At 66.4% G+C, this 20,214-nt stretch carries 19 protein-coding genes; 18 read left to right on the top strand and 1 reads right to left on the bottom strand.

All coding sequences use genetic code 11. The features are described 5' to 3' along the window. The 12 genes from A8G08_RS03935 to secA form a co-directional block, all read left to right on the top strand. The coding region (locus A8G08_RS03935) for a fatty acid desaturase (protein WP_187344425.1) at positions 1-508 on the top strand (508 nt) is incomplete at its 5' end. Next, the gene (locus A8G08_RS26520) at positions 505-675 is read left to right on the top strand and encodes a rubredoxin (protein ID WP_084435930.1); all 171 of its coding nucleotides are present in this window, start codon (positions 505-507) and stop codon (positions 673-675) included. The genes A8G08_RS03935 and A8G08_RS26520, both read left to right, overlap by 4 nt. A gap of 43 nt (positions 676-718) precedes the next feature. Continuing rightward, positions 719-901: a rubredoxin gene (locus A8G08_RS03940; protein ID WP_068270477.1), complete on the top strand. Its 183-nt coding sequence runs from the start codon at positions 719-721 to the stop codon at positions 899-901. Between the two features lies 1 nt (position 902). Beyond that, entirely contained in the window at positions 903-1,535 is a 633-nt protein-coding gene (locus A8G08_RS03945) for a TetR/AcrR family transcriptional regulator (RefSeq protein WP_068270423.1), read from the top strand. Between the two features lie 170 nt (positions 1,536-1,705). Next, complete coding sequence (gene ahcY / locus A8G08_RS03950) at positions 1,706-3,187, top strand: adenosylhomocysteinase (RefSeq protein ID WP_068270426.1); 1,482 nt, start codon at positions 1,706-1,708, stop codon at positions 3,185-3,187. Positions 3,188-3,246: 59 nt separating this feature from the next. Beyond that, the gene (locus A8G08_RS03955; RefSeq protein ID WP_068270429.1) at positions 3,247-3,900 is read left to right on the top strand and encodes a dTMP kinase; all 654 of its coding nucleotides are present in this window, start codon (positions 3,247-3,249) and stop codon (positions 3,898-3,900) included. A gap of 82 nt (positions 3,901-3,982) precedes the next feature. Then, positions 3,983-4,660 carry an MtrAB system response regulator MtrA gene (mtrA, locus tag A8G08_RS03960; RefSeq protein ID WP_068270432.1) on the top strand — a complete coding sequence of 226 codons (678 nt, stop codon included), beginning with the start codon at positions 3,983-3,985 and terminating at the stop codon, positions 4,658-4,660. Beyond that, entirely contained in the window at positions 4,657-6,423 is a 1,767-nt protein-coding gene (gene mtrB, locus A8G08_RS03965) for an MtrAB system histidine kinase MtrB (protein WP_084435931.1), read from the top strand. The genes mtrA and mtrB overlap by 4 nt, the downstream gene beginning before the upstream one ends. Positions 6,424-6,440: 17 nt before the next feature. Next, positions 6,441-8,189, top strand: coding sequence for an MtrAB system accessory lipoprotein LpqB (gene lpqB, locus A8G08_RS03970; RefSeq protein WP_068270434.1), 1,749 nt, complete (start codon positions 6,441-6,443; stop codon positions 8,187-8,189). 48 nt (positions 8,190-8,237) lie between these two features. After that, entirely contained in the window at positions 8,238-8,897 is a 660-nt protein-coding gene (locus A8G08_RS03975; RefSeq protein WP_068270437.1) for a ComF family protein, read from the top strand. Positions 8,898-9,075: 178 nt separating this feature from the next. After that, a complete protein-coding gene (gene hpf / locus A8G08_RS03980) occupies positions 9,076-9,750 on the top strand; it encodes a ribosome hibernation-promoting factor, HPF/YfiA family (RefSeq protein WP_068270480.1) in 675 nt (224 codons plus the stop codon). A gap of 244 nt (positions 9,751-9,994) precedes the next feature. Next, the gene (secA, locus tag A8G08_RS03985; protein ID WP_068270439.1) at positions 9,995-12,841 is read left to right on the top strand and encodes a preprotein translocase subunit SecA; all 2,847 of its coding nucleotides are present in this window, start codon (positions 9,995-9,997) and stop codon (positions 12,839-12,841) included. 21 nt (positions 12,842-12,862) lie between these two features. Here the strand turns inward: secA and A8G08_RS03990 are convergent, their stop codons facing one another. Next, complete coding sequence (locus A8G08_RS03990) at positions 12,863-13,375, bottom strand: Rv3235 family protein (RefSeq protein WP_245672618.1); 513 nt, start codon at positions 13,373-13,375, stop codon at positions 12,863-12,865. Between the two features lie 174 nt (positions 13,376-13,549). On the opposite strand from A8G08_RS03990, the gene A8G08_RS03995 reads away from it, so the two are divergent. The 6 genes from A8G08_RS03995 to A8G08_RS04020 all read left to right on the top strand — a co-directional run bounded on the left by A8G08_RS03995 (position 13,550) and on the right by A8G08_RS04020 (position 20,192). Further along, entirely contained in the window at positions 13,550-14,938 is a 1,389-nt protein-coding gene (locus tag A8G08_RS03995) for a WS/DGAT/MGAT family O-acyltransferase (protein WP_068270440.1), read from the top strand. A 39-nt stretch (positions 14,939-14,977) separates the two neighbouring features. After that, entirely contained in the window at positions 14,978-15,481 is a 504-nt protein-coding gene (locus tag A8G08_RS04000; RefSeq protein ID WP_187344426.1) for a DUF6912 family protein, read from the top strand. A gap of 96 nt (positions 15,482-15,577) precedes the next feature. Then, positions 15,578-16,693 carry a ferredoxin reductase gene (locus tag A8G08_RS04005; RefSeq protein WP_068270444.1) on the top strand — a complete coding sequence of 372 codons (1,116 nt, stop codon included), beginning with the start codon at positions 15,578-15,580 and terminating at the stop codon, positions 16,691-16,693. A gap of 89 nt (positions 16,694-16,782) precedes the next feature. Further along, positions 16,783-18,033 (top strand): fatty acid desaturase family protein, encoded by a 1,251-nt coding sequence (locus A8G08_RS04010; protein WP_068270451.1) that lies wholly within the window; start codon positions 16,783-16,785, stop codon positions 18,031-18,033. Between the two features lie 215 nt (positions 18,034-18,248). Beyond that, positions 18,249-18,728: a 2-isopropylmalate synthase gene (locus tag A8G08_RS04015; RefSeq protein ID WP_068270455.1), complete on the top strand. Its 480-nt coding sequence runs from the start codon at positions 18,249-18,251 to the stop codon at positions 18,726-18,728. 144 nt (positions 18,729-18,872) lie between these two features. Then, the gene (locus A8G08_RS04020) at positions 18,873-20,192 is read left to right on the top strand and encodes a fatty acid desaturase family protein (RefSeq protein ID WP_084435932.1); all 1,320 of its coding nucleotides are present in this window, start codon (positions 18,873-18,875) and stop codon (positions 20,190-20,192) included. The last annotated feature ends 22 nt before the right edge of the window (positions 20,193-20,214 follow it).

Raw genomic sequence — 20,214 nt, forward strand, 5'->3', positions numbered from 1 at the left:
CGAGGTGCTCACGGCGTGGCTGATGTCGGTCGTGTTGTTCGGCGCGCTGATCGCCGTGTTCGGCATCGAGTTGCTGCCCTATCTCGTGCTGCAGGCGGTTGTCGGCTTCAGCCTGCTCGAGGCGGTCAACTACCTCGAGCACTACGGCCTGCGCCGGCAGAAGACCGAGAGCGGTCGCTATGAGCGGCCCGCGCCGCAGCACAGCTGGAACAGCGACCACATCGTCACGAACATTTTCCTGTACCACCTGCAGCGGCACAGCGATCACCACGCGTACCCGACTCGGCGGTACCAGACGCTGCGTAGCTGGGACGGTGCCCCGAATCTTCCCGCCGGCTACGCGAGCATGATCTTGCTCGCCTACTTCCCGCCGCTGTGGCGGCGCGTGATGGATAAGCGCGTGCTCGCGCACTACGAGGGCGACATCACCCGTGCCTCGATCCAACCGTCCAAGCGGGACAAGGTGCTCGCGCGGTACGGAGCGACCGACACGACGGTTGCGCAGTGAGTGCCTATCGCTGCCCGGTGTGCGAATACGTCTACACCGAGGCGAAAGGTGAACCACACGAAGGGTTTCCGCCCGGCACAAGCTGGGGCGACGTGCCGGAGGGCTGGTGCTGCCCGGACTGTGGGGTACGGGAGAAGCCCGACTTCGAACCGGTGCCCGCAGGTTGAGCCGGATGTGACGGCCACCACTAAACAATCAAGGGGTGACACAATGAGTGACTACCGGGTGTTCCAATGTGTGCAATGCGGATTCGAATACGACGAGGCACAGGGGTGGCCCGAGGAGGGGATCGATCCCGGCACGCGCTGGGACGACATCCCCGACGATTGGTCGTGCCCGGACTGCGGAGCGGCGAAGGCCGACTTCTTCATGGTCGAGATCGAGCGGTCCTGACATGAGCGCCACGGCGAGTCAGTCCCGTGGCGCCTATCCTGAGGCTGCCCGTGCCCTGCTCCGCGACACCGTGCTCGATGCGGTACGAGAACTACTCACCGAGCGGGACTGGTCGAAGATCAATCTCACCGATGTCGCCAAGCGGGCCGGGGTCAGCCGACAGACGCTGTACAACGAATTCGGTTCGCGCGCAGGTCTTGCCGAGGGGTATGCGCTGCGGCTCGCGGACCGCCTGGTCGACCATGTCGACGTCGCAATTGCGGCGAACGTCGACGATGTCGATGCGGGACTGCGAGATGCGTTCCGTGGCTTCTTCCTCGATTCCGCGACCGATCCATTGATCCAGTCGCTGCTCAGCGGTGAGGCCAAGCCCGATCTGCTGCGGCTCGTCACCCTGGACAGCGGGCCCATCATCGAGCGGGCATCGACCCGGCTCGCCGAGACGTTCCAGACCAGCTGGGTGGCCGCTCCGGCACAGGAGTCCGAGATTCTCGCGCGGGCCGTGGTCCGGCTTGCGATGAGCTATGTATCGGTGCCGCCCGAGGCCGGTCGCGATGTGGGTGTCGAGCTCGCGATGCTGCTCGGCCCGTTCGTCGCGGACGTGGTGGCGCGCAGCCGATCTGCGGCGCCGTAGCCCGCGGCTCGGGTCCATTGCGTGAACGCGCACCTTTGGAGCGTGCGCGCACGCCGGGGTGTGCGCGAACACTTGAAAGGGTGCGCGCGCAGTGCCCCGGTGGAGCGGGCACCCACGGCGCGCGGCCAACCCGCTAGCCTTGCCGAGTAGCCACCGATCAGGAGAGGTAGATGACTTCCCTCGTGTCCGATAGTCAGCTCCAAGCAGACCACCGCAACGGCGTCGACTACAAAGTCGCCGATTTGTCGCTCGCCGAGTACGGCCGCAAAGAAATGCGCCTCGCCGAGCACGAGATGCCGGGCCTCATGGCGCTGCGTCGCGAGTACGCCGAGGTTGCGCCCCTGAAGGGTGCGCGCATCTCCGGATCGCTGCACATGACCATTCAGACCGCGGTGCTCATCGAGACGCTCACCGCGCTCGGCGCCGAGGTGCGCTGGGCCTCGTGCAACATCTTCTCCACCCAGGACCACGCCGCCGCTGCTGTCGTCGTCGGCCCCCACGGCACCGTTGAGGAGCCGAAGGGCACCCCGGTGTTCGCCTGGAAGGGCGAGACGCTGGAGGAGTACTGGTGGGCCGCAGAGCAGATGCTCACCTGGCCGGACGCCGACAAGCCCGCGAACATGATTCTCGACGACGGTGGCGACGCCACCATGCTCGTGCTGCGCGGCGCGCAGTTCGAGAAGGCCGGCGTGATCCCGCCGGACGAAGAGGACCACTCCGCCGAGTACAAGGTGTTCCTGAACCTGCTCCGCGAGCGTTTCGAGACCGACAACGGCAAGTGGACCAAGATCGCCGAATCGGTTCAGGGCGTCACCGAGGAGACCACCACCGGCGTGCTGCGGCTGTACCAGTTCGCCGCCGCCGGTGAGCTGTCGTTCCCGGCGATCAACGTCAACGACTCGGTCACCAAGAGCAAGTTCGACAACAAGTACGGCACTCGCCACTCGCTCATCGACGGCATCAACCGCGGCACCGACGTGCTGATCGGTGGCAAGAAGGTGCTGATCTGCGGCTACGGCGACGTGGGCAAGGGCTGCGCCGAGTCGCTCGCCGGCCAGGGCGCGCGCGTGCAGGTCACCGAGATCGACCCGATCAACGCGCTGCAGGCGTTGATGGACGGCTTCGACGTCGTCACTGTGGAGGAGGCGATCGGCAACGCCGACATCGTCATCACCTCGACGGGCAACAAGGACATCATCCTGCTCGACCACATGAAGGCGATGAAGGACCAGGCCATCCTGGGCAACATCGGCCACTTCGACAACGAGATCGACATGGCCGGGCTGGAGCGCTCGGGTGCGGCGCGCCTGAACATCAAGCCGCAGGTCGACCAGTGGACCTTCGACTCGGGCAAGTCGATCATCGTGCTGTCCGAGGGGCGTCTGCTCAACCTCGGCAACGCGACCGGCCACCCCTCGTTCGTGATGAGCAACAGCTTCTCGAACCAGGTCATCGCGCAGATCGAGCTGTGGACCAAGCCCGACGAGTACGACAACGAGGTCTACCGCCTGCCCAAGCACCTCGACGAGAAGGTCGCGAAGGTTCACGTGGAGGCGCTCGGCGGCTCGCTGACCAAGCTCACGAAGGACCAGGCCGAGTACATCGGCGTGGACGTGGAGGGCCCGTACAAGCCGGAGCACTACCGCTACTGATTCCCTTGGCTAGCGCCCGTGCATGCTTCCCGCCTGCACGGGCGCTAGCCTTCGGTGTCGTGGGAATACTCGTCACCATCGAAGGTCTCGACGGCGCCGGTAAGCGCACGCTGGTCGATGCGCTTGTCGCCGACCTGCGCGGCCGCGGCGAACGCGTCGCAACCATGGCTTTTCCCCGATACGGCGAATCGGTGCATGCCGATCTGGCCGCCGAGGCGCTGACCGGCGGGCACGGCGACCTGGCGGCCTCCGCGAATGCGATGGCGTTGATGTTCGCCCTCGATCGCGCCGGCGCCGCCGACGACCTGCGCAAACTGCTCGACTCCAATGACCTGGTCATCCTCGACCGGTACGTCGCCTCCAATGCCGCCTACGGTGCCGCCCGCGTGCACGAGGGCGCAGCGGGCGTTTTCTCCGAATGGGTCGGTACGCTTGAATACGACCGCTTCGGACTGCCGGTTCCCGATGCTGTGCTGTTGCTCGACGTGCCGGTGGATCTGGCGGCCGAACGCGCTCGGCGCCGAGAGCAGACCGACGCCAGCCGCACGCTCGATGCATACGAGCGCGACGCGGGGCTGCAGAAGCGGACCGCCGAGGTGTACCGGGAGCTCGCGGAGATCCAATGGAGAGGTCAGTGGTGGGTAGTCGGACCGGAAGACGATCCGGCCGGGCTGGCCGCTCGTCTTGCGCAGCTGCTCACCCGCAACGGGTGAGACTCACCGATGATGATGAACTGGAGAAACAACCTGCGGCGTGCCGACCTGCTGCGGCGCTCGAAAGTGTCACGATAGGGACATGAAACCAAGGATTCTGGTAGTCGACGACGATACGGCTCTCGCGGAGATGCTGACCATCGTGTTGCGCGGCGAGGGATTCGAGCCGTACGTGGTGGGAGACGGCACGCAGGCACTGTCCGCAGTGCGCGAAACCCGTCCCGACCTCGTCCTGCTCGATCTCATGCTGCCCGGGATGAACGGCATCGATGTATGCCGGGTGCTGCGTGCAGACTCCGGCGTACCGATCGTGATGCTGACCGCGAAGACCGACACGGTCGACGTGGTCCTCGGGCTGGAATCCGGTGCGGACGATTACATCGTCAAACCCTTCAAGCCCAAGGAGCTCGTCGCCCGCGTCCGCGCACGCCTGCGCCGGACCGAGGAGGAACCGGCCGAGCTGCTGTCCATCGGTGACATCGTCATCGATGTCCCCGCGCACAAGGTGAGCCGCGGGGAAGAGCTGATCTCGCTCACGCCGCTGGAGTTCGACCTGCTGGTCGCTCTCGCGCGCAAGCCCCGGCAGGTCTTCACCCGTGAGGTGCTGCTCGAGCAGGTCTGGGGCTACCGGCATGCCGCCGACACCCGTCTGGTGAACGTGCACGTCCAGCGACTGCGCGCCAAGGTCGAAAAAGATCCGGAGAATCCCGACGTGGTTCTGACCGTGAGGGGAGTGGGCTACAAAGCCGGACCGCCGTGATCATTCGTTCCCATCCGCGGCGCCGTCTCGAGAGGTACTCCGCCGCGCTCCTGCGCTGGTTTCGTTCGATCAGCGAATCCCTCGGCCACAGATGGCGTAGATCTCTTCAGCTGCGCGTGGTCGTTTCCACACTCACTCTCTCGCTCATCGTCATCACGATCCTCGGTGTCGTACTGACCAGCCAGATCACCGATCGCATGCTGGAAGCCAAGATCAGTGCTGCCACCGAGGAGATGGACCGTGCCCGCAACACGGTGCAGGCGCAGCTGGCCGGCGCCGATGACGGCAACACGCTGAGCAGCCGGCTCGATGGTGCGCGCTCGGCGCTGTCGAACCGGGAGAGCGACAGTCAGAATGCTGGTGCGGCAGGCACATTCGACTCGGCGTTGATCGTGCCCGGCGACGGCCCGCTCCCGCCGACCGTGAGCGGCCCTGCCGACCAGATCCCCGATTCGCTGCGCCGGTTCGTGCAGCAGGGCCAGGTTTCCTATCAGTTCGCCACCGTGAACGACCCGGACGGCTACAGCGGCCCGGCGCTGATCGTCGGCAGCCCAACCACTTCCGATATCTCCACGATGGAGATGTATCTCGTCTTCCCGCTCGCCAGCGAGGAACGCAGTCTTTCCCTGATGCGCTCGACCATGCTCATCGGTGGCATGGTCCTGCTCGTCCTGCTCGCCGCGGTGTCCATGCTCGTCGCCCGGCAGGTGGTGCTGCCGATCCGCTCGGCGTCGCGGATCGCCGTGCGGTTCGCCGACGGCCGGCTCAACGAACGCATGCCGGTCCGCGGCGAGGACGATATGGCCCGGCTCGCAATGTCGTTCAACGAAATGGCCGAGAGCCTGTCGAAGCAGATCACCCAGCTCGAGGAGTTCGGAAACCTGCAACGCCGGTTCACCTCCGACGTCAGCCACGAGCTGCGCACGCCGCTGACCACCGTGCGAATGGCCGCCGACCTGATCCACGATTCGAGTGAGGATCTCGACCCGGCACTGCGGCGTTCGTCGGAGCTGATGGTGACCGAGCTGGACCGGTTCGAGAACCTGCTCAACGACCTGCTCGAGATCAGCCGCCACGACGCCGGCGTCGCCGAGCTGTCGGTGGAACGACTCGACCTGCGAATGTGCGCGCGGGCGGCGGTGTCGACGGTCCGTCACCTGGCCCGCGAGTCGGCGACCGAGCTCATCGTGGACCTGCCGGAGGAACCAGTTACGGCCGAGGTCGATCCGCGCCGCGTCGAACGAATCCTGCGAAATCTGCTCGCCAATGCGATCGACCACGGCGAGGGCAAGCCGGTGCTGCTTCGGATGCGCTCGAACGAGGACGCCGTCGCGGTTGTCGTCCGTGACCAGGGCATCGGTTTGCGGCCCGGAGAGGAGAAGCTTGTGTTCAACCGCTTCTGGCGCTCAGATCCCTCGCGCGTGCGGCGCTCCGGCGGAACCGGGCTCGGTCTGTCGATCAGTGTCGAGGACGCGCATCTGCATCACGGCCGGCTCGAAGCCTGGGGCGAGCCGGGCATCGGTTCGTGCTTCCGGCTGACGTTGCCGCTGATCCGCGGTCGCAAGATCACCGGAAGTCCGCTGCCGCTGCAGCCCACCAGTCGGAAGTATGTGCAGGGGCAGGGATTCGACACGGACGGAATCGAGTTCGAGCCAACCGACACCGCCGAGCCGACGCAGGACGAGGACGGCAGCGCCGACGAAGGGTCGATCAAGGACCAGGGCAGCGTCACCGCCTCGCCGGGCGAGCGGAGTGGCGAGTGAGGGCCCGCACTCGTCTGATGCGGGTCGTCATCTGTGGCGTTGCCGGGCTGACCGTCCTTTCGGGATGTGCGAGCCTGCCCGACACGTCGACTCCCGAGGCGATCGGCACGATTGCCCGGATACCACCTAGCCAGAACCAGCCCGAGCCGGTGCCGGGCCGGGAACCGGACCTGCTCGTCCGCGACTTCCTCAAGGCCAGCACCGACCCGGTCGAGCGGCATCGTGCCGCGCGCCAGTTCCTCACTCCGGCCACCTCGCAGAAGTGGGATGACGCGGCGAGCGCCACAATCATCGACAAGGTCGACGTGCTGCCCGAGTCACGCACCGCGGACCGGGCGACGTACCTGATCCGCGCCAATCGCACCGGTTCGCTGCAGCCGGGCGGCACGTATCAGGCCGAGGAAGGCACGTTCGAGAGTCGGGTCTCGCTCGTCCGCGCGGACGGGGACTGGCGGATCGACGAACTGCCCGCGGGCGTGATCATGGACCGCTCCCAGTTCCTCAACTCCTACCAGCGCAAGTCGTTGCACTTCCTCGATCCGGCGGGTACCTCGACGGTCCCCGATCCGCGATGGATTTCGGCGACCCGTGAACAGCTCGCGGCCGAGCTGATCGGGCTCCTCATCCAGGGGCCGTCGCCCACGCTGGCCCCGGCGGTGCGCAACGAATTGGGCGAGGGGATCTCGATCCGCGGCCCGATCACGAAGGCGGACGGCCGCACCAACTCGGTGGGTGTGGGTCTCGGCGGCATCCGGGCCGATTTCGCGGGCGCCGCGGGGCTGGACCGGCAAAGCCGCGAACTGCTTGCCGCACAGGTGGTGTGGACGCTGGCGAACGCCGAGATCTCGGGGCCGTACGTGCTGCTCGCCGACGGCAAGCCGCTCGACGGGCGCTACGCCGATGGTTGGACGACTGCCGATGTGGCGGCGCTGAACCCGGTCGCCGGGGACAGCGCCGATACCGGCCTGCACGCTGTGAGTGACGGCGTGCTCGTCGATGTCACCGATACCGGAACCGTGCCCGCCCCCGGCTACTTCGGCACGGTGAACAACATGCGCACCGCCGCGCTGTCGCGTGACGGGAGTTACGTTGCGGCGGTGGTGGATACCGGTCGTCAGTCGGCGGCCAACGCACTCATGATCGGTTCTTATGGCGGCGGCGCGTTCCCGGTGGCCGAGGGCGGTGCCGTCACCCGGCCGACCTGGGCCGCCGACGACGGTTCGGCGTGGGCCGTGATCGACGGCAGTCGCGTGGTGCAGGCCGTGCGCGACCGGGAAACCGGGCAGGTCTCGCTCAACGAAGTGGACGCCTCGGCCATCAATGCGCTGGGCACAATCACCGAGATGCGGCTTTCCCGCGACGGTGTGCGGGCCGCGCTGATTGTCGACGGCAAGGTGTACGTGGCGGTCGTGGTGCCGCAGCAGCGCGGTGGGCCCGCATTGAGCGCGCCGATGCTCGTGGCCGTCGGACTCGGCAGCCCCGCAGTGTCGCTGGACTGGAGCACCAGCGAGACCCTCGTGGTCGCGCGTGCGACGCCGGATACGCCGGTGGCGATGGTCGCCGTGGACGGTTCCCGTTTCGACACGCTGCCCGGCCGCAACCTCACCGCCCCGGTGTCGAGCGTGGACGCATCGGCGATGATCGAGTACGTCGCCGATGCGCGCGCGGTGTTCCAGCTCAACAACAGCGATCCGGAGACCGACCGCTACTGGCGCGAGGTGCCCGGCCTATCGGGCCGGCGTGCAGTTCCGGTGTTGCCGGGCTGATCCGCTCGCCCGGCGTTTCTGTCGGTGCGCCAGGTGAGACTCCGGTGCGTGCGAGCACTGCTGGATCTCGTCCTTCCGCTCGAATGCGGTGGCTGCGGCCTGCCCGGCGCCGGCTGGTGTGCGGCCTGCGCCCGTGAGCTGGCAGGCCACCCGGTCGCGCTGCGTCCGCGGGTCGATCCCGGTGTGCCGTGCTGGGCGCTCGGCGCCCACAGCGGGGCCCGGCGCAATGCGGTGATCGCGATGAAGGAGCGCCGGCGGCGCGATCTCGCCGATCCGCTCGGCACGGCGCTCGCCGAGGCTCTCGCCTGGCTGCGTGAGGTCGGCCATCTCGATCCGGACCAGTTCGCCCCACTCGTGCTGATACCGGCGCCGACGCGCGCCCGGGCCGCCCGCCGGCGCGGCGGAGATCCGGTGACGGCGATGGCGAGAGTCGCGGCACGACGACTGCCCGGGTGCAGCGTTGTGCCCGCGTTGCGGCTGTCCGCCGGTGCGCGTGATTCGGTCGGGCTGTCGCCGCAGGCGCGGCGTGCCAATGTGGACGGAAGGGTGTCCGTGCGAGTACCCGGTGCCACCATCGGGCCGGGCGCGAACGTAGTGGTCGTGGACGACGTCGTAACCACAGGAGCAACACTGACCGAGTCCGTGCGAACACTTTGCCGGGCAGGTGTGCCGGTAAGCGGAGCAATCGTCATCGTTGCTGCACGTTGAGGCGAAATTCTGGTGAACAGTGGCACACGTGCCATCGACGGACTAGCGTCGGGAAACATCCCGAAGACCCGATTACCAGCGGAGGTGATGCCTCGGAATCCTGGTGCCGGGCGATTCCACCTCGGCACTTCGCCACCAGATGGCGCGCCGCGAGGCGCGGACGATTCGGGAGGTAGGCGTGACGACTGCTGAACAGTCATCGGCGTACGACGACAAGATCGATCCAGAATCCATTCCGACTCAGGCCGAAGTTGTAATCAAAGGCCGAAATGTCGAGGTACCCAATCACTTCCGCATATACGTTGCGGAGAAGCTGGCTCGAATAGAGCGCTTCGACCCATCCCGGTACCTGTTCGACGTCGAACTATTCCACGAACGCAACCGCAGGCAACGCAAGAATTGCCAGAAGGTGGAGATAACCGCGAGGGGCAAAGGCCCGGTCGTACGCGCCGAGGCCTCGGCGGACAGCTTTTACGCTGCGCTCGAATCGGCGACAGCCAAGCTGGAAAACCGGATGCGCCGGACGAAGGACCGGAAGCGGGTCCATTACGGAGAGAAGCGACCGGTGTCGGTTGCCGAGGCAACCGCAGCGCTTGCCGATATCGAGGCAGCTCAACAGCGGGACGAAGAACGTCGCGCCGAGCTCGTCTCCTCCGACAATAACGAGGGTGGTCCTGGCCAGATCGTCCGCACCAAGGTCCACCCGGCCAAGCCGATGACCGTGGACGACGCGCTGTACGAGATGGAACTCGTGGGACACGATTTCTTCCTGTTCCATGACGCGGCCTCGGATCGTCCGTCGGTGGTGTACCGGCGGCACGCTTTCGATTACGGCCTCATCAGGCTGGCCTAGCCCGCACACCCAGCGCCGCGGCCGATTCGGCCGCGGCGCTGGTGCGTGCCGAGGCCCGTCGAATGCCCGATTCGCCCGGTGGGGCGCCTCGATCGGGCAACGCGACGGCGCCCTCTGCCGACCAGCGCATACCATGGACGAAGCCGAGGGCCGGCGCGCAGCCGCGGAGTGAGTTCCGCCGGGGCCGCAGACGCCTACCTTCGGGCCGCCACCTGTTGCCGACGACCAGAGGACGAACGAAACCGTGCCGACGCTGTCTTTCTCGAAGTTGCTCCGGATAGGTGAAGGTCGAACCGTCAAGCGGCTCGGTCGCCTCGCGGCGGAGGTCGGCAACCTCAGTCCCGAGGTCGAGGCGCTGACAGACGACGAACTGAGCGGCAAGACCGCTGAGTTCAAGCAGCGCTACGAAAATGGCGAGTCGCTCGACGAGATGCTGCTCGAGGCGTTCGCCGTGGCGCGTGAGGCATCGTGGCGGGTGCTGTCGCAGCGTCACTTCGACGTGCAGGTTATGGGCGGCGCGGCGCTGCACATCGGCAACGTGGCGGAGATGAAGACCGGTGAGGGCAAGACCCTGACCTGCGTATTGCCCGCCTACTTGAACGCGATTTCCGGCGACGGCGTGCACGTGGTCACGGTCAACGACTACCTCGCCAAGCGCGACGCCGAGTGGATGGGTCGTGTGCACCGCTTCCTCGGCCTCGAAGTCGGCGTCATCCTCGGCGGGATGACTCCCGCCGAGCGTCGCACGGCCTACGCCGCCGACATCACCTACGGCACCAACAACGAGTTCGGGTTCGACTATCTGCGCGACAACATGACGCACAGCCTCGACGACCTCGTCCAGCGCGGCCACAACTACGCCGTCGTCGACGAGGTCGACTCGATCCTCATCGACGAGGCGCGGACCCCGCTGATCATCTCGGGCCCGGCAGACGCCTCGAGCAAGTGGTACGCCGAGTTCGCCCGCATCGCCCCGCTGCTGCGCGAGGAGGTGCACTACGAGGTCGACATCAAGAAGCGCACTATCGGCGTGCACGAGGCCGGCGTCGAGTTCGTCGAGGATCAGCTCGGCATCGACAACCTGTACGAAGCCGCGAACTCTCCGCTGGTCAGCTACCTGAACAACGCCATCAAGGCCAAGGAGCTGTACCACAAGGACAAGGACTACATCGTCCGCGATGGCGAGGTCATCATCGTCGACGAGTTCACCGGCCGCATCCTGGTCGGGCGCCGCTACAACGAGGGCATGCACCAGGCGATCGAGGCCAAGGAGAAGGTCGAGATCAAGGCTGAGAACCAGACACTGGCCACGATCACGCTGCAGAACTACTTCCGCCTCTACGACAAGCTCGCGGGCATGACCGGTACGGCCGAGACCGAGGCCGCCGAGCTGCACCAGATCTACGGCCTCGGTGTGGTGCCGATCCCGACGAACAAGCCGATGATTCGCGCGGACCAGGCCGACCTGATCTACAAGACCGAGGAGGCGAAGTTCTCCGCGGTGGTCGACGACGTCGTCGAGCGGCACCAGAGTGGGCAGCCCGTCCTGATCGGTACGACCAGCGTCGAGCGCTCGGAGTACCTGTCCAAGCAGCTGACCAAGCGCGGTATTCCGCACAACGTGCTCAACGCGAAGTTCCACGAGCAGGAAGCCCAGATCGTCGCTGAGGCCGGCCGGTCCGGCGCGGTCACCGTGGCCACCAACATGGCCGGCCGTGGTACCGACGTCGTGCTCGGCGGCAACCCGGAGATCGTCGCGGACATCGCGCTGCGCAAGCGCGGGCTCGACCCCATCTCCACGCCGGAGGAATACGAGTCCGCCTGGGAGCCGGAGCTGGAGAAGGTTCGCTCCGAGGCCGCCGCAGAGGCCGATCACGTTCGTGACGCGGGCGGGCTCTATGTGCTCGGCACCGAGCGGCACGAGTCGCGCCGCATCGACAACCAGCTGCGCGGCCGCTCCGGACGTCAGGGCGACCCGGGCGAGTCCCGCTTCTACCTGTCTCTCGGTGACGAACTCATGCGGCGCTTCAACGGCGCGGCGCTCGAGTCGATCATGACCCGGATGAACCTGCCCGACGATGTGCCGATCGAGGCGAAGATGGTCTCGAAGGCCATCAAGAGCGCGCAGACGCAGGTCGAGCAGCAGAACTACGAGGTCCGCAAGAACGTCCTCAAGTACGACGACGTGATGAACCAGCAGCGCCTGGTGATCTACCTCGAGCGCCGCCGCATCCTCGAGGGTGAGGACATGGAGGGCCAGGTCGAGGGCATGATCACCGACGTGGTCACCGCGTACGTGGACGGCGCCACCGCCGAGGGCTACGTCGAGGACTGGGATCTCGACCAGCTCTGGACCGCGCTGAAGACGCTCTACCCGATCACGCTCGACTATCACGAGCTGACCGGCGAGACCGAGGTCGGCGAAGCCGGCGACCTGTCCCGCGACGACCTACGCGAGGCGGTGCTCGAAGACGCGCGCGCGGCCTACCGCCGGCGCGAGGAGCACATCGACTCGATCGGTGGCGAGGGCGCGATGCGCAACCTCGAGCGCCAGGTACTCATGCAGGTGCTCGATCGCAAGTGGCGCGAGCATCTCTACGAGATGGACTACCTGCGCGAGGGAATCGGCCTGCGTGCCATGGCGCAGCGTGACCCGCTCGTCGAGTACCAGCGCGAGGGCTACGACATGTTCATCGCGATGCTCGACGGGCTCAAAGAGGAGTCGGTCGGCTTCCTGTTCAACCTGCAGGTGGAGGCGGCGCCGCCGCAGCCGCAGGTCGCCGGTGTCGCGCCGGGTTTGCGCTCGCCGGTGGGTGCTGCCCCTGCCGCACCTTCCAACGGTGCGCCGCTGCCCAGCGAGCAGCCCGCCCCGCGCCCGGAGAACGCCGCGCCGAGTGCATTGCGTGCCAAGGGACTCGACGAGTCCGGGCCGAGCCAGCTGACCTACTCCGGACCGAACGAGGATGGCCGGGCCGCAGTGAGCCGTCGCGAGGGCGGCGACGGTGACGGTGATGGTCAGGGAGGCACCCGGCGCGAGCGCCGCGAGGCCGAGCGGGCGAAGGCGAAGGCTGCCAAGAAGCGGCGTCGCTGAAGTCCAGTCGTGCGTGTCGGGTCAGCCGATGTGTAGCGCGCTGACCCGCCACCCCTGCGTTCGCAGCGTGAGCTGCGCGGCGAGCGCACGGACGCGCGGGCCGCGCAGATAGGTGCCGAACACCTCGGCAGTGTGACCATCGACAAGCCGCAGATGCACGCGTTGCAGTCGTGCGGCGTCGCGGCCCGGAGGCGTGCCGTTGGCCAGCGCGCGGATGACGTCGACCACCGCGGGTTCGGCCATCGGCCGGAACTGTGCCGGTGCACGTCGGTGGTCGAGAACCTCGAGCGTCAGCCGCAGCGCGCGTTCGGCGAATTCTCTTGCCGTGCGTAGCGTTTCGTCGACATCGACGTGGCCGGGATCGCGCGGCACGGGCCGCGGTGCCAGGCCGGATCGGCCATCGTGCGGTGTGCGACGCGGCGATCGCAGGCTCCGCTCCCGCTCGGATGGGTCGCTCCGCAGGCTCCGCTCCCGGCTGCCGATCGCGGGTTCGCAGGCCGGCGCGGGTGTCAGCAGCGATGGGGACTCGTCCAATTTCTCTCCTCAATGGCAGGGCGATGGTCCGGGAGAGTGTGGACGCGAAGAGCTTTGCATGCCGCGAGTCGCCACGAGTGCGAATTCGTAAGTCGCAGCAACAACCGATCGGCCATAGGGTGACTTCGTGCGCCGGCGGTCGCAGCGCCAGCCGAACGAGGGGAGGCGCCACACGTGGTAACGAGGCTCACGCCGCGGGATGCGACGTTCTATGCGCTCGAGTCGACCAAGAACCCGATCCATATCGGGTCGCTCATGATCGTCGACAACGCGGCGGGCGCGCTCGACTACGAGAAGCTGCTCGCGTTGGTGGAGAGCCGACTGCCCGAGGTTCCGCGTTATCGGCAGAAGATTCGTGAGGTTCCGTTCGGCCTCGGCCGGCCGGTGTGGGTCGACGATCGAGAGTTCGACATCACCTATCACATCCGCCGCTCCGCGCTGCCGAAGCCGGGCAGCGATGACCAGCTCGACGAGCTCGTCGCGCGCCTTGCCTCGCGGCCGCTGGATCCCTCTCGCCCGCTGTGGGAGATGTACCTGGTTGAGGGCCTTTCTGGCGACCGGATGGCGTTGTTCACCAAGACCCATGCGGCTCTCGCCGACGGGATCGAGGCGCTCGAGATCTGCCACGTCATCCTCGAGGCGGGCGAGGCGCCGCCGCCCGTGGACCAGATCTGGATGCCGGCCCGCGAACCGTCGGGCTTGTCGCTGATCGGGGATGCGCTGGTGCACATGGCATCTCGGCCGACGGATACCGCGGAGTCGGTCCGGCGCTTCATCGAGGAGGCCTCGGTGACCGCCGGCGATGTGGCCAAGACGCTCGCCGGGTACGCGAGCGTGCTCGGCACTGCCACCGGCAGCGCCCCCACGAGTCCGCTGAACGCAACGGTGTCGCGCAACCGTCGCTTCGATGTGGTGCGCACCAACCTCGAGGACTACCGAAAGATCCGGTCGAGCCGCGGTGGGTCGATCAACGACGTCATCCTCGCGGTCATATCCGGTGCATTGCGCAACTGGCTGATGTCGCGCGGTGAACCGATCACCGAGTCGACGACGCTGCGCGCGATTGTGCCGATGTCGGTGTATCTGGATGCGACCGAGGATCTCGCGATGAGTGAGGTCACCTCGTTTCTGGTGGACCTGCCTGTGGGCGAACCGAATCCGGCCATCCGGCTATCCCATATCGCGCATGCCACCGAGGCGCGGTCGCGGGTGCAGCGCGGAGTCACAGCGCCGACCTTGGTCCGGCTCTCCGGGTTTGCTCCGGCGAGCTTGCACGCGATGAGCGTGCGCGCCGCGAGCACGTACGCCCAGCGCGCCTTCAATCTCGTCATCACCAACATGCCGGGGCCGCAGGCGCCGATGTACCTGGCCGGCGCGCGCATGCTCGATATGTTCCCGGTCTCGCCGCTGCTGCGAAATCAGGCTCTGACCATCGGGTTGACCTCTTACGACGGCAGCGTGAACTACGGTTTGAATGCGGACCGCGACGCGATGGCGGACGTGGACGTGGTTACCGCGCTGCTCTACGAATCGATGGAGGAACTGCTCGATGTCTGCTCGTGAAGGACGCCGGTGAGGGTTTACATTCCGGCGACCATCCGGATGCTCGAAAAGCTCGTGGCCGACCGCGAGGTGATCGCGGTGAACAACACGGCTTTCGCGCTGACTCCCGCGCTGCGCGAGGCGTACTCGAACGGCGACGAGGAAGAGCTCGCCGAGGTGGCGATGGCCGAGGCGGCCCGTGCCTCGCTGCGCCTGATTGCCGCCGAAGCCGACGATGCACCCGCTACGGTCGACGGCGACGATGCGGCGGCCGCGCGGGTCTACCGGCGTGCGGTGATCGCGGCCGACGTCGACGAGGCGAAACTGCGCCCGGATCTCGATGATGCGGTGGTCCGTCTTGCCGCGCCGGTCGAGTACCGGCAGGTGGCCTCGGTCCATGTGGATCTTTCCGAAGCCGAGGACCACGTCGCCAAGGCGGTGCTGGTGATCGACGCGGCGGATCTCGGCGACTCAGACGCGGAATTCACGGTAGGCGACGCCGAGGATCATGAACTGGCGTGGTACGCCACTCAAGAGATACCGTTCTTGATAGAACTGCTCTGACCTGCCCGTATGGATCTTACTCTCTCGTAACTTACGAGACCGTAACCTCTTCCCCTACGATGGTCACCGCACGCTCGAAACGAATGGACGGCTCCCATGGGCTTGAGGAATTGGCTGGAGGCACCTGCCTCCGGTGTGTCGGCGCCGGGGCGTCCCCGGCTGAACATGGTGCGCGGCGTGATCGCGCGCGTCACCACACCGCTGCTGCCGGATGACTATCTGCACCTGGTGAACCCGCTGTGGTCGGCTCGCGAACTGCGCGGCCAGATCGTCGAGGTCCGCAAGGAGACCGCGGATACGGCCACGCTCGTGGTCAAGCCCGGCTGGGGATTCGATTTCGGGTACCGCCCTGGCCAATACATCGGTATCGGCGTACTCATCGACGGCCGCTGGCATTGGCGCTCGTACTCGCTGACCTCGTCGCCGAGCTGGAACGCCAAGCTCATCGAGATCACGGTCAAGGCGATGCCGGAGGGCTTCTTGTCCAGCCACATCGTCAACGGCGTGCCGTCCGGTACGGTCGTCCGGCTCGCTGCGCCCACCGGCGACTTCGTGCTGCCTGAGCCGGCGCCGGAAAAGGTTCTGTTCCTCACCGCGGGCAGCGGCATCACACCGGTGATGGCGATGCTGCGCACCCTCGATCACCGCGACGAGGTGTGCGACGTGGTCCACGTCCACTCCGCGCCCTCGACCGACGACGTGATCTTCGGTGCGGAACTCGCTGCGCTGCACGGCAAACATCCGAGCTTCACCAGCCATGTACAGCTGACCCGGAGCTCGGGCAAGTTCGACCTCGCCTCACTCGATGCGTTGTTCCCGGACTGGCGCGAGCGCCAGACCTGGGCGTGCGGGCCCGCCGCGATGCTCGACGAGATCGAGCACCACTGGCGGGACGAGGGGATCGCCGACCGGTTGCACACCGAACGATTCGAACTCGGTCGGACCGGACCTGCGGGCGAGGGCGGCACCGTGACTTTCGCCAAGACCGGACGCAGCGTCGAAGCCGACGGTGCGACCACCTTGCTGCAGGCCGGTGAGAGTGTCGGTCTGCAGATGCCGTTCGGCTGCCGGATGGGTATCTGCCAGACCTGTGTCGTTCCGCTCGTGGAGGGCAACACCCGTGACCTGCGTTCGGGCGATGTTCGTGGTCCGGGCGAGCGGATTCAGACCTGTATTTCCGCGCCCGCCGGCGACTGCGTCATCGAGGCCTGACCAGCTCGTTGCCCACCCGATTCGTCCTGTTTTGGCAGACGTAACATCGAGTGGCTACCGTTGAGGGTGAACACCCCGAAAGGATTCCGGTGGCAATCACCGATATCGCCGCGTACGCGCACCTGACCGACGCCGATGTCGAGGCGCTCGGCTTCGAACTCGACCAAATTCGCCGCGACATCGAGTCCTCGCGTGGGGAACGCGATGCGCGCTATATCCGCCGCACCATCCGCGCCCAGCGTGGACTCGAATTAGCCGGGCGTGCAACGCTTTTCGCGGGGAAATCGCGCACCGCATGGGTGGCAGGCACCGCGATGCTCAGTGTCGCAAAGATCATCGAGAACATGGAACTCGGGCACAACATCAGCCACGGGCAGTGGGACTGGATGAACGACCCGGAGATCCACTCCACCACCTGGGAGTGGGACATGACCGGGCCGTCCGCGCAGTGGAAGCGCGCGCACAACTACTCGCATCACACCTACACCAACATCGTCGGGATGGACGACGACGTCGGATTCGGAATCCTCCGGATGACGCGCGACGAGCCGTGGCGCCCCATCAACCTCTTCCAGCCGCTCGCGAACATCGTGCTCGCCGCGACGTTCGAATGGGGCATCGCGATGCACGATCTGGGTATCCAGAAGGACACGTCGATCGTGCCGAGCGACGGGTTTCTCTCGGAGCCAAACAGGGTTTTCTTCCGCAAGGCGGCCCGCCAGGTCGGCAAGGACTTCGTGATCTATCCGGCGCTGAGCGGTCCGCTGTGGAAACGCACGCTGAAGGCGAACCTGACCGCCAACCTGGTCCGGAACGTGTGGGCATACGCGGTGATCTTCTGTGGACATTTCCCCGACGGTGCGGAGAAATTCACTCCCGACCACTTCGAGACCGAGACCAGGGCGCAGTGGTATCTGCGGCAGATGCTCGGAAGTGCGAATGTCGACGCCGGGCCCGTGATGGCGTTCATGACCGGCAACCTGAGCTACCAGATCGAGCACCATCTGTTTCCTGATCTGCCGAGCAATCGGTACGCCGAGATCTCGCAACGGGTGCGGTTGCTCTGCGACAAGTATGACCTGCCCTACACCACGGGTCCGCTGATCACCCAGTACCTGCTCGCCTTCCGGACGATCCACAAGCTCGCGCTCCCGGATCGCTTCCTCTGGCGCACCTCCGATGATGCGCCCGAGACCAGCTCCGAGCGGAAGTTCGCCGCGTTGTCGGACAAGGTCGAAAGCTTGCGCGTGGACCCGGTGACCGGCGAGCGGCGTGGGCTGCGGTCGGCGTTGCGCGATGCCAAGGCCGCGCTGCGGGAGAAGAACTCACGCGTGCGGTGAACCGGTCAGTGTCGATGGGCGCTCCGCAGGCTCCGCGCCAAGGCCATCGGCGCGAATATTCGTTTGCGCCGGTGGCCGGTGATCGACTATCTTTTCGATCCATGACTTGCCTTCTCGTAGTAGCTCACCCGTAGCGGGGTCTCAACGACCGGCCCCTCGCTGCGGGCCATTGAGCTACTCGTCGGTCACTCCTTTCTTCCAGGAAGACCGATTCGATGCAGACGGCACATTCTTCTTACATCGCCCTCGCCACCCCGGCGGCGTCCGACGTCTTCGCCGAGCGGTACGGCATTACGCTCCCGCGGGCCATCCGCGCGGAGGCCGCCGAACTGAGCTGGCCTGAGTTCCTCGACCGGTACTGCCCGGCCACCGGCCCGATCCGGCTCGGCAGCTGGGCCGCGGGAGCGTGCGGCTCGGGAATATGGCGCTACGAGGCGACACTCGAATTCGACGAGCGCCCGACGACCTTCGTGGTGTCCGCGACGGGCCCGATGGCAGCGCTTACCGCGATGCTGCATGAGGCCGGCGCCGGGCTGGAGATCCTCGAGTTTCATCAGTTCCGTGCGGGTGCGGGGATGGCTACGGTCGTGCGCTGCGAGCGTGACGGTCGTCGGCATTGGGGTGCGGCGATCGCGGCTGACGGCACGGAATCGGCCTTGCGCGCGGTCATCGCGGCTGCCAATATCCTCGGCTGACCCACGTCGCGTCGCTGGCGCATCGATGTGGCGGCAATCACACGAATGGCCTACGGGCGCGTAACCTACGGATGCGTAACTTACGCTAGGGTCATCTGGACAGGGCATGGACGCCCCCCGACGCCCGAGTAGGAAGGACGCCCGGTGGCCATTACGGACATCCAGGAATACGCCCATCTCACCGATTCCGATATCGAGGAACTCGGTCGCGAGTTCGACGCGATTCGCCGTGAGATCGAGGCATCCCGAGGACAACGCGACGCCCGGTACATCCGCAACACGATCCGCCTGCAGCGTGGGCTCGAGATCGGCGGCCGCGCGGTCCTGTTCGGCAGCCGCAAGCGTCCGGCCTGGCTGCTCGGTTCGGCCATGCTCGGTGCCGCGAAGATCATCGAAAACATGGAGCTCGGGCACAACGTGATGCACGGGCAGTGGGATTGGATGAACGATCCCGAGGTTCACTCCACGACGTGGGAGTGGGACAACGTGGGTCCGTCCGCGCACTGGAAGCAGACCCACAACTACATCCATCACAAGTACACGAACGTCCTCGGCATGGACGACGACGTGGGCTACGGCCTGCTGCGTGTCACGCGTGACCAGCGGTGGTCGCCGTTCTTCATCGGCAACCCGGTGTACAACGTGATCCTGCAGATGTTCTTCGAGTACGGCGTCGCGATCCAGCACCTCGAACTCGGCAAGGTCGCCAAGGGCCGCGTCGACAAGGCGGAGTTCGCCGAGAAGCGCAACGATGTGCTGCGCAAGATCGGCAAGCAGGTCGCCAAGGACTACGTGGTGTACCCGGCGCTGACCGGCCCGGCGTGGAAATCCACGATGTCGGCGAACTTCACCGCGAACGTGATCCGCAATGTGTGGACCAACATGATCATCTTCTGCGGTCACTTCCCCGACGGGGCCGAGAAGTTCACCAAGCAGGACCTCGAGAACGAGTCGCAGGGGCAGTGGTACCTGCGCCAGATGCTGGGCAGCGCGAACATCGACGGCGGCCCCGTGCTGGATTTCATGAGCGGCAACCTGAGCTACCAGATCGAGCACCACCTGTACCCGGACCTGCCGAGCAACCGGCTGGCCGAGATCGCGGTCCGAGTGCGTGCGATCGCCGAGAAGTACGACCTGCCCTACACGAGCGGGACACTGCCGGTGCAGTACGCGCAATCGTGGCGCACGATCCTGAAGCTTGCGGTCCCGAACAAGTACCTGATCGCGAATGCGGACGACGCTCCGGAGACCGCTTCGGAGCGCAAGTTCGGCGGCAACGCGGTCACGACCGTCGATCCGGCCACCGGCCGGCGACTGGGATTGGTCACCGCGAACGCGAAGGGTAAGCGTGGCCCGCTGGCACTGTGGAGGGAGCAACGCCAGCGGCGCCGCGTGGAGGCACGAGTAGAACCCTTCGTGCCTCGGCGGCATTCCGATGCTGCCGACTCCGCACGCAGCGCCTGATCCGAGCCCGCCCCGAGCGGCA

This window comes from Aldersonia kunmingensis, from assembly GCF_001646865.1.
Classification (GTDB): domain Bacteria; phylum Actinomycetota; class Actinomycetes; order Mycobacteriales; family Mycobacteriaceae; genus Aldersonia; species Aldersonia kunmingensis.